Origin of the sequence: Marinigracilibium pacificum (assembly GCF_012926615.1) — a bacterium.
In the GTDB taxonomy this organism is placed as follows: domain Bacteria; phylum Bacteroidota; class Bacteroidia; order Cytophagales; family Cyclobacteriaceae; genus Mangrovivirga; species Mangrovivirga pacifica.
On sequence record NZ_JABBNU010000007.1, the window covers coordinates 254109 to 270006 of the forward strand.

General features: G+C 34.3%; 11 protein-coding genes. 10 read left to right on the forward strand and 1 reads right to left on the reverse strand.

Translation table 11 applies throughout. The annotated features are described in order from the left end of the window. Nucleotides 1-17: 17 nt before the first annotated feature. From HH304_RS12805 to HH304_RS12850, 10 genes are all read left to right on the forward strand, one after another. Nucleotides 18-1025, forward strand: coding sequence for a hypothetical protein (locus tag HH304_RS12805; protein WP_169682252.1), 1008 nt, complete (start codon nucleotides 18-20; stop codon nucleotides 1023-1025). 71 nt (nucleotides 1026-1096) lie between these two features. Continuing rightward, the gene (locus HH304_RS12810) at nucleotides 1097-2227 is read left to right on the forward strand and encodes a glycoside hydrolase family 26 protein (RefSeq protein ID WP_169682253.1); all 1131 of its coding nucleotides are present in this window, start codon (nucleotides 1097-1099) and stop codon (nucleotides 2225-2227) included. Further along, entirely contained in the window at nucleotides 2224-4848 is a 2625-nt protein-coding gene (locus HH304_RS12815; protein ID WP_169682256.1) for a T9SS type A sorting domain-containing protein, read from the forward strand. Before HH304_RS12810 ends, HH304_RS12815 begins: the two co-directional genes overlap by 4 nt. After that, on the forward strand, nucleotides 4845-5054 hold the full coding sequence (locus tag HH304_RS12820) for a hypothetical protein (protein ID WP_169682258.1): 210 nt from the start codon (nucleotides 4845-4847) through the stop codon (nucleotides 5052-5054). The genes HH304_RS12815 and HH304_RS12820 overlap by 4 nt, the downstream gene beginning before the upstream one ends. A gap of 17 nt (nucleotides 5055-5071) precedes the next feature. Further along, a complete protein-coding gene (locus HH304_RS12825) occupies nucleotides 5072-6247 on the forward strand; it encodes a glycoside hydrolase family 130 protein (protein ID WP_169682260.1) in 1176 nt (391 codons plus the stop codon). After that, entirely contained in the window at nucleotides 6228-7652 is a 1425-nt protein-coding gene (locus HH304_RS12830) for an MFS transporter (protein WP_169682262.1), read from the forward strand. The genes HH304_RS12825 and HH304_RS12830 overlap by 20 nt, the downstream gene beginning before the upstream one ends. 2 nt (nucleotides 7653-7654) lie before the next feature. After that, entirely contained in the window at nucleotides 7655-8857 is a 1203-nt protein-coding gene (locus tag HH304_RS12835; RefSeq protein ID WP_169682264.1) for an AGE family epimerase/isomerase, read from the forward strand. 18 nt (nucleotides 8858-8875) lie between these two features. Next, complete coding sequence (locus tag HH304_RS12840) at nucleotides 8876-12961, forward strand: hybrid sensor histidine kinase/response regulator transcription factor (RefSeq protein WP_169682266.1); 4086 nt, start codon at nucleotides 8876-8878, stop codon at nucleotides 12959-12961. 50 nt (nucleotides 12962-13011) lie between these two features. Beyond that, entirely contained in the window at nucleotides 13012-14295 is a 1284-nt protein-coding gene (locus HH304_RS12845) for a glycoside hydrolase 5 family protein (protein ID WP_169682268.1), read from the forward strand. Beyond that, the gene (locus HH304_RS12850; RefSeq protein ID WP_169682269.1) at nucleotides 14292-14786 is read left to right on the forward strand and encodes a peroxiredoxin family protein; all 495 of its coding nucleotides are present in this window, start codon (nucleotides 14292-14294) and stop codon (nucleotides 14784-14786) included. Before HH304_RS12845 ends, HH304_RS12850 begins: the two co-directional genes overlap by 4 nt. A 131-nt stretch (nucleotides 14787-14917) precedes the next feature. Here the strand turns inward: HH304_RS12850 and HH304_RS12855 are convergent, their stop codons facing one another. Continuing rightward, the gene (locus HH304_RS12855; RefSeq protein ID WP_271711608.1) at nucleotides 14918-15844 is read right to left on the reverse strand and encodes a peptidoglycan-binding domain-containing protein; all 927 of its coding nucleotides are present in this window, start codon (nucleotides 15842-15844) and stop codon (nucleotides 14918-14920) included. Nucleotides 15845-15898 lie beyond the last annotated feature (54 nt).

The following is a 15898-nucleotide window of genomic DNA, read 5'->3' on the forward strand; positions in this document are numbered from 1 at the left end:
TAATAAACCTATAAATCATGAATAATAAATTTAAAACACTATTAATGAGTATGACAATCGTTCTAGGAACAATGGTTATGCTAAACTCTTGTGATGAGGATGATCCCATCACTTTCGAATCAAATCCAGAGCAATTTTGCCTTGAAAATCCAAAAGATTCAAGATGTTTCGATATAGATCCGGATGCGTTTTGCGATGCAAACCCTTTTGATGAACAGTGCTGTATACCAAGCCAAGATCTTGACTGCTATTGTTCTACAGGGGATAATGGAACCACCGACACAGAAAACTGTTGTTTATTTGATTATAACCCTAACTGCTTCTGTGAAGCTAATCCGGATGACCCACAATGTGCGCAAGATTTTGGAGTAGGTAACGGAATTGGTTTGGTGATTGATTTTGAGTCCGGACTAGAGTCATTTGCACCTGACTTTTATAATCCATCAGGGAAAGTTGAGTTTAATGGTAGTTCTACAATAATGGCTGTAGAAGGAGATAATTATCTTTCTCTGGTAATGGCAGCTGACGATCCTGCCAAAGACTGGCATGACTTCAAATACTGGCCTTCTGCTATGGACAATGATCCTGATAATGACGATGATGCACTGATAGATTTTACCACAATGTCAGACCCTCATTTGAATTTCTGGTTAAATACCGGTGCTGATAGCGCTGCTTTAACTATAGATTTTCAGACTTTGTTTGATGATGGTTCAACCGGCGAATGGGCATTCCATACTTTTCTTCAGGACGCTACTCAAGGAGAATGGAGACTATATAGCATAAGTTTATCTAGATTGTTTAGTAACGATGAAACCTTAGCTGCAGAAATACCTGGTCTGGCATTGCCAAATCAATCATGGGGAGGAACTGACAAGGAGTTTTCATTAACAAGTTATAATCACCAGATGATCAAATTTGCCTTAATGGCTCAGGATTGGGCAATATTGGGCAATTATGAAGCTCACTTAGATGCAATTTCGATTACTGATGGTCCTTTGGAACAGCTTCCTTGGATTAAATAAAATAAATAATTGCCTCATACTTAAATAAAATAAAAGCCGGCTCATCCGAGCTGGCTTTTACACCCAATCTCATGAAAAGTATATTTTTCTTTATAGCCGGATTTTTACTTAGTGTGCAATTGAATGCTCAAACCTCAATTGCTAACCTTTCAGATCAGAAGGCTACAAAAAAGACGAGGAATCTATATGCATTTCTTAGCTCTGTCAAGGCAGGACAAACAATGTTTGGACATCAGGATGACTTTTTATACGGTCTCGACTGGAAGTATAATCTTAAATCTGATGTTGAAATAATTTCAGGAAACCGACCTGCTATTGTTGGCTGGGATATCGGTAATCTAGGACATGAGGTTAATATTGATAGTTTTCGTTTTGATCAGATTATCAAGGGAATAAAATATGTTTATAGAAAAGGGGGAATAAATACAATCTCCTGGCATATGATTAACCCGTTAACCGGAGGCTCTTCGTGGGATAAAGAAATAAATATTAGTAAAATCTTACCAGGTGGGTCTGCACATAATGCTTATACCAAAAAGCTGGATGAATTTGCCAATTTCATTAATAAGTGCAGGGTGGGATTATTTACAAATATTCCAATTATTTTCAGACCATTTCATGAACATAATGGTGATTGGTTTTGGTGGGGTAAGTCACATGCTAAGGAAGAAGAATATATTTCTCTGTGGAGGTTCACTGTTGATTATCTAAGAAATGAAAAGAATTTACATAATCTGATTTTTGTTTTTAGTCCTGATAGAAGCAGAATGAACCTGACAATGGAAAGTTATCATTATGGATATCCTGGTGATGATTATGTTGATATCATAGGTTTGGATAATTATTGGGACATGGGACATCCTGTAAATACTAAATCCCCTGAAGAGCAATTATTAGATTTCATAAACAGCATAAAGCTTATTTCTCAGATAGCTAGAGACAAGAACAAGGTATCTGCATTAACAGAAACGGGAAATGACAGGATAACTATACCCAATTGGTATACAGAAAGATTACTAGAACCATTGAGAAGTAATGATACTGATCTTGCCTGGGTATTGGTATGGAGAAATGCTAGTAAGCAGCACTATTTTGTTCCTGATAAAGGGCATGTTAATGAACAGGATTTTATTGTTTTTGAACAGGATAGTAGCACATTATTTCTGAATGATATTCAAAATCCATATAAGAAGAACAAATGAGAAAGGTACTGATTTTTGTTCTTACTTTGCTTATTCCTGATTTGATCGCTCAGAATGCAGATGCAGGTTCAGATACTGTTGTTATGGCCGAAATATTTCCCGCTAGTTATACTTTAAATGCTTCAGGAAGTACCTCAGAAAGCCCTATAGTAAATTATTTCTGGGTATATCAAAATGATACTCTTGGAAATGATATTTCTCTGGAGGTTTCATTAGTAGAAAACCAAAATCGATTTACACTTATAATAGAAGACGAACTTGGAAATACAGACTCTGATGCTGTGAATATATTTCTGGGACATTCTACAAATTATAATAAAAACAGGCTTCCTCTTAGAGGCAATACTTTACCACGATTTATATCAGGAATGAATATTGCCTGGAAGGATTACTCGAATGATTTAAATGAATTTACTCCAGAAGATAGGGAGTATTATCAGGAGATTTTTGATTCGATTAGTGTAAATGGAGGAAATGCTGTCCGATGGTGGCTTCATACCAATGGAGCAAACACACCTCAAATTAATGAATATGGATTTGTAGAAGGTATTGATCTGGAAACTATTCAAGGAATGAAACAAGTACTTGATATGGCTTATGACAATGGAATAGTAATAAGTATGTGCTTGTGGTCATTTGATATGTTACAAAATCAAAATCAGGATAGGAATGCATTGAATTTGCTTCTTACTAATACAGATAATATTCAGTCCTATATAGATAATGCATTGATTCCAGTATTAGAGTTAATTGGGGACCATCCTGCTGTTATGACCTGGGAAATTTTTAATGAGCCAGAAGGCATGACAACTAAATATGGTTGGACACCGGAACGTGTAACAATGGTTGATATTCAGCGATTTGTTAATATGTGTGCTGGAGCAATTCACAGGAATACCTCACAAGCTTTGGTTTCAAATGGTTCATGGAATATAAAAGCTAGTTCTGATGTAGATGGTTTTAAAAACTATTATACTAAAGAAAACTTAATTGCGATAGGTGGAGATCAGGATGGCTATATGGATTTTTATCAGGTTCATTATTATCCAAAGAATCACCCGGTAGATCAATCGCCATTTCACCGACCAGCGTCATATTGGGAACTTGATGCGCCTATTGTTATTGGTGAGTTTCCAGCCGATACTTTAGCAGGACGGATAAATCCCGGATTCTCGGTTAAAAGAGCTTATGAATTGGCTGTTTATTATGGTTATGCAGGAATAATGTCATGGTCATGGTCTTCTACCAATGATTTTAATAAAGATTTTAGTACAACGTCTAGAGGTTTAAGGGCAGTTTCTGAATTGATTCCTAATGATCTGATAATACCAAATGGACAGGATATTGACAGGATACCAAAAGTCGTTAAAAATGTCCCACCGTTTAGAGCTATCATAGAAGATATTAGTGGTGATTTGGTCTTCCTGGATTTAAAAAGCTTTTTTTATGATGAGGAACAAGGAACAGATCTAAATTATGAACTTCTGGAACTTACTAATGAAACTGGAGCTACACCTATAATTCAAAACAATTCAGAAGTAATACTGGAATTTAATAATCCTGTTCCAGGAACTAACCATCTTTCCTTTAGAGCTTCAGACAAGATAGGTTGGTATGCTGATGCCAAAACTATAGTGATGTTAGGTTCCTATGAAGGGAATGAACAAAATCTGGCATATTTTAAGCCAATTTACACTGCTACAGAAGCAACTGAGAAATTCAGTATTTATGCAAATGATGGGAATTTGGCTACGGTATGGGAGAGTACATCAAATTTTAATGACACGTTAGTCATTGATCTTGAAGCTAATTTACTTCAAAATTTCTATGCCTTACATTGGGATAATTTATCAGTTTCATCCTATGAGTTTCAGATTTCTGATGACAGTTTGAATTGGGAAACTGTCTTTGATGAAAATTATGAGCTCATATCAAAAGTTGTATTTACAAGGAATAACCCTTACTCAGGTCGCTATCTTCGATTGATAATGTCGAATAGTGATCAGAATAGAAATTTTAAAGTAAAGGAAATTGTTGCTGAGTATGTTGAGGAAAATCAATCACCGGAAGTAATTAAATCTATCGATGATCTGAATTATAAATTGAGTGATGTTAAGAATATTAATAATTACATCAAGTTTGAAGGTATTTTTACAGATGCAGAACATCGTAAATATTTAACATATCAAATCGAAAACTCCAATAGTAATCTGGTTAGACCTGAGTTTTCTATCGGTGGAATGGGGCTCAGTTTGATTTTTGAGAAAGAACAGACTGGTTCTTCATTAATAACCCTAACTGCAATTGATCCATTTGGAGCATCTGTTTCAACTTCTTTTAATGTAAATGTTGAGCAGGATATTCTTGGAATTCCGGAGGTAGAAAACTCGGTTTTAGTATATCCAAATCCGGTATCTGACAAGTTGATCATGGATATGAGAAATCAACTAATAATCCCATACCAAATAGTTGTTTACAATTCAGAAGGTCAATTAATGGATAGTTTTCAAAATAATAAGGCTATTAAAACAATTGACATTGGACATTATGCCGGTGGAATATATGTAATACAATTCCTATCCGAAAATGAAAGATTTTATAAAAGGTTTATAAAAAGATGAGTGAACTAATAATCAATATCTCAGGTTTTACTGGACTGTATTACAAGATTGGAATTACTCCAGAAAGAAATAATGGTGATGATAAAGTGTTTGATAGTCAATTTTTTGTGGAGTTAATAAGTCAATTGTTGCCCCATTTTATAAGGATATATTATTCAATCGGACAAAGGATCTATATCCTTTCAAATTTCAATGCAATTATATGAAATCAATCGCCAATCATATGGATCGAATAAAAATACTCTTTGATAGTCAGGAAGAACTATTGTCTGGAAAGAACAAGGTTGCTCAAGATAACGGGATTATTAAAAGATTTAAGCATCCGATAATTACTACTGATCATGTCCCTTTGTTTTGGAAATATGATCTTAACCCTGAGTCCAATCCATTAATGTTAGAAAGGCAGGGAATCAATGCAACGTTTAATGCAGGGGCGATGCTCTTTGAAGACAAATACACTTTGGTGGTTAGATTGGAGGGGAATGACAGGAAGTCATTTTTCGCTGTTGCACAAAGTGAAAATGGAATTGATAATTTTCGATTTTGGGATCACCCCGTCAACCTGCCACAGACAACAGAACCTGATACCAATGTATACGATATGAGGCTTACCTATCATGAAGACGGTTGGATATATGGATTGTTTTGTACAGAACGAAGGCCAAAAGATGCCCCTGGCTTTGATCAATCAATAGCAGAGGCTAAATGTGGTATTGCAAGGACAAAAAATTTAATTGATTGGCAAAGGTTACCCGATCTTGACTCAGGAAAAGACCAACAGCGTAATGTTGTACTTCATCCGGAGTTTGTGGAAGGTAAATATGCCTTATATACAAGGCCTCAAGATGGATTTATTGATGCGGGAACAGGTGGAGGAATAGGCTGGGCACTTATTGATAGAATGGAAAACCCAATAGTAAGAGATCAAAAGGTAATAGACCCAAAAGTTTATCATACAATAAAAGAAGTAAAAAATGGTCAGGGACCACCCCCTTTAAGAACAAATGAAGGATGGCTGCACTTAGCACATGGAGTTAGGAATACTGCAGCAGGATTAAGGTATGTCTTGTATATGTTTATGACATCTTTAGAAGATCCTTCAGAGGTAATTTTCTCTCCTGGTGGTCACTTAATGGCTCCTCAAGGAGAGGAAAGAGTTGGTGATGTATCTAATGTTCTTTTCTCAAATGGTTGGATAGAAAAGGAAGGAGTGGTTTATATCTACTATGCTTCTTCAGATACCAGGATGCATGTTGCCACAAGTACATTAGAAAGATTGATTGATTATTGCAAAAATACCCCGGCAGATGGACTGAACTCATATGCATCAGTAAAAAGTCGGAATAATCTGATAAATAAGAACTTAGATTTTATGAAGAATGCAAAGCTTAGAAAATAATCTTACAATTGAGAGATTGCCAATTTCCGAAAAAGTAGCTTATGGTCTTGGTGATTTTGCATCTTCTATGTTCTGGAAGTTATTTTCAATGTTCATGCTGTTTTTTTATACTGATGTATTTGGGATATCTGCAGCTGCTGTTGGAACTATGTTTCTGGTTACAAGGGTTTGGGATGCAGCCAATGATCCAATAATGGGAGTTATAAGTGACCGGACTACAACTAAATGGGGGAGATTCAGGCCTTTTCTCCTTTGGGTGGCTGTGCCATTTGGGATAATAGGTGTATTAACGTTTACCACTCCTGATTTTAATGAGACAGGTAAACTGGTTTATGCATATGTTACTTACACCTTAATGATGATGGTTTATACAGCTATTAATGTCCCTTATGGTTCACTAATGGGGGTAATGTCAAGTGATGGAGAACAACGAACATCACTGGCATCATGGAGGTTTATTGGAGCTTTCTCTGGTGGTCTGTTTGTTACTTCCACAGCTAACTCATTGATAGAACATTTCAGCGAGGGGAGAACTGAAGCCGTTGGATTTCAGATTACAATAGCAATTTATGCGATAGTTGCAGCTATACTTTTCATTTTGGTATTTCTTGGTACAAAAGAGCGTGTTATTCCTGAAAAGGAAAAAACCGGATCATTAAAAGAGGATATAAAAGATCTTTGGAAAAATAAGCCGTGGTTTATTATGTTAGGAGCTAATATTTCGACGCTTATTTTTATTTCAATGCGCGATGGGTCTATTCTTTTCTATTTTAAATATGTAGTTGGAGATCAAGTTGTCAGTCTTTTTGGAAATACATATGTTTGGTCATCAACCAGTCTTTCTTCAGCTTATATGTCTATTTGGCTGGCTACAAATATCATAGGTGTTATTCTTGCAAAGCCACTATCATCACGGCTGGGAAAGAAAAATACATTTATTCTCTCTGCTTTAACATCTGCAGTATTTAGCTTCATATTCTTTTTTATTGCCCCTGATCAGATTATCGCCATTTATGGACTTAATATTCTTCTTGGTATAAGCTCAGGAATTGTATTGCCACTTGGTTGGTCCATGTATGCTGATATTGCAGACTACTCCGAATGGAAAACAGGAAGACGTGCCACAGGTCTGGTTTTTTCATCAGGATCAATGTCACAGAAATTTGGATGGACAATCGGAGGGGCTTTATCTGGCTGGATGCTTGGGGCATTTGGATTTGAACCGAATGTTGAACAGACAGAAATTGCAATTCTTGGTATAAGGTTAATGATAAGTGTAATTGCGGGGATAGGTGCATTAATGGCATTTATTTTTATAAGGTCTTATAATTTGGATGAGGAAATGATGAGAATAGTGAAAAATGACCTTACGAAGGAAAAGGAAGAGGAATTAATTACAGTATAATAATGGATCACCATATTAATTTAAAAAGTAACGGATTTATTCGGAAGGAACTTATAGTTGAATTGATCAATATAATGGATTATTGGTCTCAAAATATGGTTGATGAGTTAAATGGAGGGTTTTATGGCCGGATAGACGGAAGGAACATTCTACAAAAAGATGCTGAGAAAGGAGTTGTTCTAAATTCAAGAATATTATGGACATTTTCAGCCGCATTTAATCTTTTTAAGGATCCGAAATATAAAAAAATAGCAGAAAGAGCCTACCTCTATATAATTGAACATTTCCTTGATAAACAATTTGGAGGTGTTTATTGGATGTTGGATGTAAAAGGGACACCATTAGTCACAAAAAAGCAGATTTATGCTCAAGCCTTTGCAATATATGGTTTGTCTGAATATTACAAAATTAATGAAGACCCAAGTGTACTATCCAAAGCTGTGAATCTATTTGATTTAATAGAAAAACATGCTTTTGATCCTATTGAGAATGGATATTTTGAAGCGTTTAGCTGTGAATGGAGCCCTTTGAAAGATGTGAGATTAAGTGAAAAGGATTTGAATGCTCAAAAAACTATGAATACCCATCTTCATATTCTTGAAGCCTATACAAATTTATATAGTGTTTGGAAAGATGAAAATCTAAAAGGAAGACTAAGGAATCTTATAGATGTATTGATAGAATATTTTGTTTCTCCCAGCAACCATTTTAATTTATTTTTTGATGAGACTTGGAGGTCTCTAAGTAATGATTTTTCATACGGTCATGATATTGAGGGAAGTTGGTTATTGGTTGAAGCTGCAGAAGCTATTGAAGATAAAAATGTCATTAAAAAGATAAAACCAATTGCAGTTGAGATGGTAGACGCCTCTTTGGAAGGAATGGATAATGATGGAGGGTTAATGAACGAGGGTAATTCCAAAGGAATAATAGATACAGATAAACACTGGTGGCCTCAGGCAGAAGCACTTGTAGGATTGATCAATGCCTGGCAAATGACAAATAATAAATTTTATTTGGATCAAGTATTTAAAACCTGGATATTTATTAAGGACAGTTTGATAGACCGGGAGCATGGAGAATGGTTTTGGAAAGTCTCAAAGGAAGGTGTTATTAGCTTTGAAGAAGATAAAGCCGGACCCTGGAAATGTCCATATCATAATGGAAGGGCTATGATGGAATGTTTAAAGAGGTTGGGATATTAGTGTCAATTTTATAAATATATGAGAATCAATTATTTGATTTATTTTTTATCATTTTTTAGCTCTTTAGGGGGTCTTTTTGGTCAAACTGAAATCAGGTTTGAAAACATGGGAATGGAGCGAGGCCTATCTAACATGAATACATCCTGTATTATACAAGATTCACTCGGGTACATTTGGGTTGGCACTGATGATGGTCTAAACAGGTTTGACGGATATGAGTTTACCACTTTTACATACGGTTCAAATGAAAAGGAAAATTTAAATATCAGTAACAATAGAATATTTGAATTGATAGAAGGAGATTCAAGCAACCTTTGGATAGGAACTTATGATGGATTAAATAAATATGATAGACGTTTAGGCCGTTTTTTTACCTATCGGCCTCTTTCAGGGCAAAATAATTCTGACGCTAACATAATTTATTCTCTTTTTATTTCAGATAATCATACTCTATGGGTTGGTACAGGAGCTGGGCTTTATGCCTTTGATACCCAAAAGAATAATTTTATTGAGTTACCAGATAGTTTTGGGTCATTAAGAAATCAAATTATACATTGTATTGTAAAAGGACCAGGTGGATCCTTGTTTATTGGAGCAGAACAAGGAATTTACACAGTTAAAAACAATCAAATAAAATTATTAAATATAGAGTTATATAGTTCGAGAGAAGTAATATCGCTTTTGTTTGATAGTGGCAATAAGTTATGGGCAGGGCATTTTAATTCAGGGATAAGTATCATCGATCTAAATGATTCAACAAGTAATTTCATAAGAAAAGGACAAGAAAGTTATCTCCCTGATAATTATGTTTATGATATAACACAAAATAAGGCTGGTGAAATTTGGGTAGCAACAGACAATGGGTTAGCACGATATAAAGGAAAGGGTGTTTTTGAAGCTTTTACAAGTATAGAAGGTGATGTTTATAGTCTTTCAAGTGATATTATAACAAGTATTCTTATAGATGATAAAGAGAGAATGTGGGTTTCTACCCGACTTGGAGGTATTTGTCTTTATGATCCTTATCGACATCAGTTTAATCACATTAAAAAAAATGGATATAAACCCGAAAGCCTGTCCAGTGATAAAATAACAGGTTTTGCAGAAACCAGAAATGGGGATTTAATTATTGGAACAGATGGCGGAGGTATTAATATTTTTAATGAGGAAGACCGGACATTTAGAAAGATAACCAAGGAGCAAAATGGCATAGCCAGTAATAAAACTTTATCCTTAAAATATGATTCCAAAGGAAATTTATGGATAGGTACATGGGGCAATGGGTTGAATAAAATTTCTCCGGAAGGTCAAATAAGTCATTATGTTCATGATGATAACGATAAACATTCTTTGACAGACGATAATGTTTATGTGATATTTGAAGATTCAAAAAATAATATCTGGATCGGAACCTGGGGGAATGGAATCAGTAAATATGACCCGGAAAATGATAGTTTTATAAATTACACTCACAATCCTGATAACCCTGATTCATTTGCTGGTTCTGCAATAAATCAAATTGTTGAAGACTATAATGGTGATTTATTAATTGTTACTGAATTTAAAGGGTTTGATAGATTTGATCCTGAGTCTGGGAAATTTAAGCATTATAAAGCTGGTGAAAATAAATCTATATCTCTAAATGCACTGAATAGTGTTTTGGTGGATAGTAAAAATAGAATCTGGATTGGTACAAATGGGGCAGGTCTTAATTTATATGACAGAGAGACTGATTCTTTTGAAGTATTTACAACTAAAGACGGATTGCCAAATAATGTAATTGTAGGTCTTCTCGAAGATGATAAGAGTAATATATGGATCAGTACTAACAGAGGGATCTGTAAGTTCGATCCGGTTTTAAAAACATTTCAAAATTTTGATGTAGATGACGGATTACAAGGCTATCAATTTATGCCTAGAAGTGCTTTGAAACTATCTGATGGTAGGTTAGTATTCGGTGGGAATAGTGGGCTTAACCTTTTTGATCCTTACAACATAAAAGTCGATAATAATTCTACAAATATTTTTTTGTCAGGTATAAGTTTATTTCATGAGCCTCTAAAGGTAGGTGATGAACATGGAATTCTTGAAAATAGCCTGCTTTATACTAAGAAAATTACTCTAGATAATGATCAGAATTTTTTCACAATCCACTTTACAGGAATAAATTTCACTTCTCAAAATGATATTGTATATGCCTATCAAATGTCTAATTTGAATGATGATTGGGTGTTATTAGGTAAAGAAAGAGTTGTGTCATTTACAACTTTAAAACCTGGAGATTATACTTTTCGAATAAAAGCTTCAATTAATGGTGTCGACTGGTCTGAAAATCCGGCGGAATTATCCATAACTATTTTGCCTCCGTGGTGGAAAACGACCTGGGCTTACATCTTGTTTAGTACAGTTTTTATTATGCTTTTATTAGGATTTAGATACCTTGTTGTTGCTAGAACTAACTATGAAAATAATCTAAAGCTTGTTAGACTCGAAAGAGAGAACCTTGAAAATACCAATAAAGCTAAGCTTCAGTTTTTTACAAATGTTTCACACGAATTCAGAACACCACTTACCTTGATTTTAGGTCCTATAGAAAACCTAATAGAAAAAACTACTGATAAGTATACCAAGCAACAACTTAATATTGTTAAAGGCAATGCCTCTCGTCTTCTTAATCTGATTAACCAGCTTTTAGATTTTCGTAAAGCTGAGTCAGGAAACTTAAAAATTCGTGTTGCTGAAGGGAACTTTGTAAACTTTGTGAAAGAGATCAAATTGTCCTTTGATTCAAGAGCCGAAGAATTAGGGATTAGCTTTAATATATTTTACTCATCAAACATTATTAATCTATTTTTCGATCGTGATCAGTTTGAAAAAATATTATACAATCTGCTTTCTAATTCTTTCAAAAACACTCCAAAAGGTGGTGAAGTGGTAATCAAAATAATTGAAAAGACAGATACTGTTGATTTAATAGTTGAAGACAATGGGAAAGGCATACCTGAGGAAAATTTTGATAAAATATTCACCAGATTTTATTCAAGTGAAAAATCTATTGGTGGCACAGGTATAGGCCTTGCATTGGTCAATAATCTGGTTCGACTGCACCATGCTGATATCACTTTTAATAGTATAGAAAATGAATTGACCGAGTTTAAAATCTCTATAAAGAAAGGTAGGGAACATTTTAAAGATGAACAGATAATTGATGATTTTAAAAATAGTGAACAAATCGAAAAATATTTGGATGATGCATTGAGTTTAGAAGGAGATTTAACTAATGGTGAAGTCAATTATTCAGATATAAAAGATTTAGACAAAATTCTGGTTGTGGAAGACAACGCGGATGTAAGATCATTTATCAAGTCAACATTTTTAAAGAATTATGTTGTTTTGGAAGCATCGAATGGAGAAGAGGCATTAGAACTTGCTATTGATGAGGTTCCTGACTTGGTAATTAGTGATGTTATGATGCCTGTAATGGATGGAATCTCATTGTGTAAAAATTTAAAAACTAATACAAAAACTTCTCATATCCCGGTCATTTTACTAACTGCAAGGACTTCGTTGATTTTTGAAACTGAAGGTTATGAAAGTGGTGCCGATGGTTATATTTCAAAGCCTTTTTCCAGTAACCTTCTAAAAGTAAGAGTAAATAATTTAATTAGACAAAGAAAACAATTAAGGGAGATTTTCAATGAGAGAAGTGAACTTCAATTAGAACCAAGTATGTTTTCATTCACTTCTTCAGACGAAATATTTATTAAGTCAGCACTCGAAAGTATCGAAAGAAACATGTCAAATTCTGACTATTCTGTAGAAGATCTAGGCAAGGATGTTGGATTGAGTAGAATGCAATTGTATAGAAAATTAAAATCCATGCTGGGTCTTTCCGGAAATGAATTTATCAGAAATATACGCCTAAAAAGAGCTGCCCAATTACTAAAAACCGGTCAATATACTGTTTCAGAAACAACTTATTTATGTGGTTTTTCAGACCTTCAATATTTTAGAAAGTGTTTTAAAAAGCAATTTAAAATTAACCCTTCAAGTTATAAAGATGAGGCATTTGATGATGTTGAGGAGGGAAATAATGGGTTGTAGTTCCCTATTCCTGGATAATACTTTTGTTCATTATGAATATATAATAGTAAATGAAATTTAGTCTTTTTTTCTTTTTCATTTTGTTATCTGTACCAGCTTATTCTCAGGGTGGTGACTTTGTAAGAATTGAGTCTGGTCATTTTTATAAAGGGGATATGATGTATAAGTTCATTGGTGCAAACTATTGGTATGGAATGTATTTAGGAATGGATTCGACACCAGGTGACAGGAATAGACTTATACGAGAGTTGGATTACTTGAAGTCATTGGGAATCAAAAATCTGCGAATATTGGGGTCGTCAGAGGGGAGTGGAAAGTATCAAATATCTCCACCATTACTAGTTTCAGAAGAGGAGTATAATGAAAATGTATTCAAGGGGTTGGATTTCTTTTTAAATGAGTTGAGAAAACGTGATATGACTGCCGTGGTGGTTTTAAATAATTTTTGGATGTGGAGTGGCGGCATGCCTCAATATGTATCATGGGTGGAAGGTTCTGAAATCCCTATGCCTGATATAGAGAATGGAGGTAATTGGGATAACTTCATAAACTATTCACTATCATTTTATGAAAACAATAAAGCTCAAAGGCTTTTTAAAGAACATTTAAAAATGATGGTCAATCGTGTAAATACTTTTAATAATCTGAAGTATAGAGATGATCCTACCATACTTTCGTGGCAGCTTGCAAATGAACCAAGAGGGTATGATAAACAAAAAAAGTATCAAAAATGGATTAAGAAAACCTCCGGTTTTTTGAAACGAATTGATAATAATCACATGGTTTCACTTGGTGCTGAAGGAGATGGGGGATATGAAAGAGATGGAATTGATTTATATAGAGATAATAGATATGATGCAATAGATTACGCTACAATTCATCTCTGGATTCAAAATTGGGGGTGGTTTAACCCAGAAAATCCGGAGACATTTAATGAAGCATTATTAAGGTCTAATAAATATTTTGAAAAACAACTTCATAAGGCAATTAAGCTTAAAAAACCGGTGGTAATTGAGGAGTTTGGGGTTAGTAGAGACCATGGAGATTTTTCAATTAATTCGACCACTAAGTTTAGAGATCAATTTTATAAATATGTATTTGATTTTGCAATCCAAAATATAAATGAAAATGGTCCGATTCAGGGGTGCAATTTTTGGTCTTGGGGAGGCGAAGGTAAACCATCTGAACCTGGTGGAATGTGGAATATTAATAGTGAATTGATAGGTGACCCACCTCATGAGAGACAGGGATGGTATTCTGTGTATAACCATGATTCCACAACTATCAATTTAATAAAAGAGTCAGCATATAAATTAAATGGAATTTTGAAATGAAAAGCAATTTAAAACTAGGTATTATAATACTATTTGGTGTTGCAATTCTTTATCAAGTATATATATTCTTTCTTACTGAGAAAATTAATAGACCATCAATACCTGATATTTCATTGATTCTTCTTAATAATACTAAAACCTCTGTTTCTCAGATTGGAGAAGGCAAACAAACTGTTGTATTTCTTGTAAACTCAAATTGTGACTATTGTAAAAGAGAAATAGGTCAAGTTAGAAGCAACTTAGATAAACTAGTGGATACTGAGATAGTATTTGTTTTGTTCGAAAACCTTAATAAAATAAAAGAATTTAAAGAATCTTTCCTGCCTGAAGAGAGAGCATTTATAACTTTTGCTCAGGCTAAAAGAGAAAACGTAGATCCATTTTTAGAAAATGAATTGGTTTATCCCTATATGTTATGGTATGATGAAAATGGTATGCAAAAAGTACAGCATAGAGGGTTGTATCCGATTAGTAAAATTATAGATCTATAGCATAATTCGAATCAATTTTGTGTCATCTAAATTTCATGAATTTTAAGCCCAAAATAGTCACAATTGTACTCTAGTTAAATATCGTTGTCCCTTATTTAGAAGAATAAATAATAGATTAACTGGTATATTGATTATTCCCAGCTCATATTTAATGCTGAAGCAGTTAATGGGCCAATTATTCCATCATCTGAGTCTTTACCAAAATTTGCTTCCTGAAATTCCAATACAGACCTGAGTGTTCTCGAACCAAAATCTCCATCTATTTTTCCTTCATAAAAATTCTTCGCTTTCAAAGCTTTTTGAGCTTCTGATACAAGATTACCTGTAGACCCATATCTTAATCTTGACGACATCTTTTTATTTCCTGAAGCAGAAACTCTTTTTGCATCCCAGCCTGTTAAAAGCATATAATTAAATGAATCCTGATCAATATTGTATGCATTCTCTCTAAAATACTTCCAAGGCCCTGTCTCTGGTAGTGGTTTTAAATTGCTGTCATGTCTGCTTTGACATTTTGGGTAACCAACAATAACCTGGCATCCAGCACTTGCATATTTACTATCTCTGGAGCTCATACACCAGGCTGCATGTAGATTATCATAGGGTCTGGTATATTCTACTCTGTCATCGTTATCGTAATCTAGGTCATCCATAGTTCTTCTTACAGGTAGCTTGTTGTCCTGTCTGAATGCTTCATGTCCGGTGGGTTTACCTGCTTTATGCCATCCTTTTCGATAATCATGATAAAACCCGGTTAATAACATGTTTGTTCCAAAGCCTCCTTTGTTAACTGACACCTTTATATGATTTAGATGAGGAACTGTACTGCCGGGAAATAAAGCAATGCCTTTGTCCGGATGATATTGCCCAATGATACAGTTAGGATGAATATTATCTGTATTACTAATTTCAATTTCATGCTCATCTTTAAACTCCATTGATTCATCAAATACAGGAAGACATCCTCTTAGTCCGAAGAACATCATTTTTCTTTCATCAATGTTAAAGTGATTAATTTTAGCAAGCTTCTCAAGATGGGCAACTTTGAAATTAAACATATCATTTTTGTTTAGGGTATCATTTAGTTAAATGGCCTATTAATAGGCAGATTA

Bases quoted from the DNA above. Each gene is read 5' to 3' on its own strand.
- HH304_RS12845 (WP_169682268.1), top strand. From the start codon at position 13,012: ATGAAATTTAGTCTTTTTTTCTTTTTCATTTTGTTATCTGTACCAGCT.
- HH304_RS12810 (WP_169682253.1), top strand. From the start codon at position 1,097: ATGAAAAGTATATTTTTCTTTATAGCCGGATTTTTACTTAGTGTGCAA.
- HH304_RS12840 (WP_169682266.1), top strand. From the start codon at position 8,876: ATGAGAATCAATTATTTGATTTATTTTTTATCATTTTTTAGCTCTTTA.
- HH304_RS12825 (WP_169682260.1), top strand. From the start codon at position 5,072: ATGGATCGAATAAAAATACTCTTTGATAGTCAGGAAGAACTATTGTCT.
- HH304_RS12835 (WP_169682264.1), top strand. From the start codon at position 7,655: ATGGATCACCATATTAATTTAAAAAGTAACGGATTTATTCGGAAGGAA.
- HH304_RS12805 (WP_169682252.1), top strand. From the start codon at position 18: ATGAATAATAAATTTAAAACACTATTAATGAGTATGACAATCGTTCTA.
- HH304_RS12855 (WP_271711608.1), bottom strand. From the start codon at position 15,844: ATGTTTAATTTCAAAGTTGCCCATCTTGAGAAGCTTGCTAAAATTAAT.
- HH304_RS12850 (WP_169682269.1), top strand. From the start codon at position 14,292: ATGAAAAGCAATTTAAAACTAGGTATTATAATACTATTTGGTGTTGCA.
- HH304_RS12820 (WP_169682258.1), top strand. From the start codon at position 4,845: ATGAGTGAACTAATAATCAATATCTCAGGTTTTACTGGACTGTATTAC.
- HH304_RS12815 (WP_169682256.1), top strand. From the start codon at position 2,224: ATGAGAAAGGTACTGATTTTTGTTCTTACTTTGCTTATTCCTGATTTG.
- HH304_RS12830 (WP_169682262.1), top strand. From the start codon at position 6,228: ATGCAAAGCTTAGAAAATAATCTTACAATTGAGAGATTGCCAATTTCC.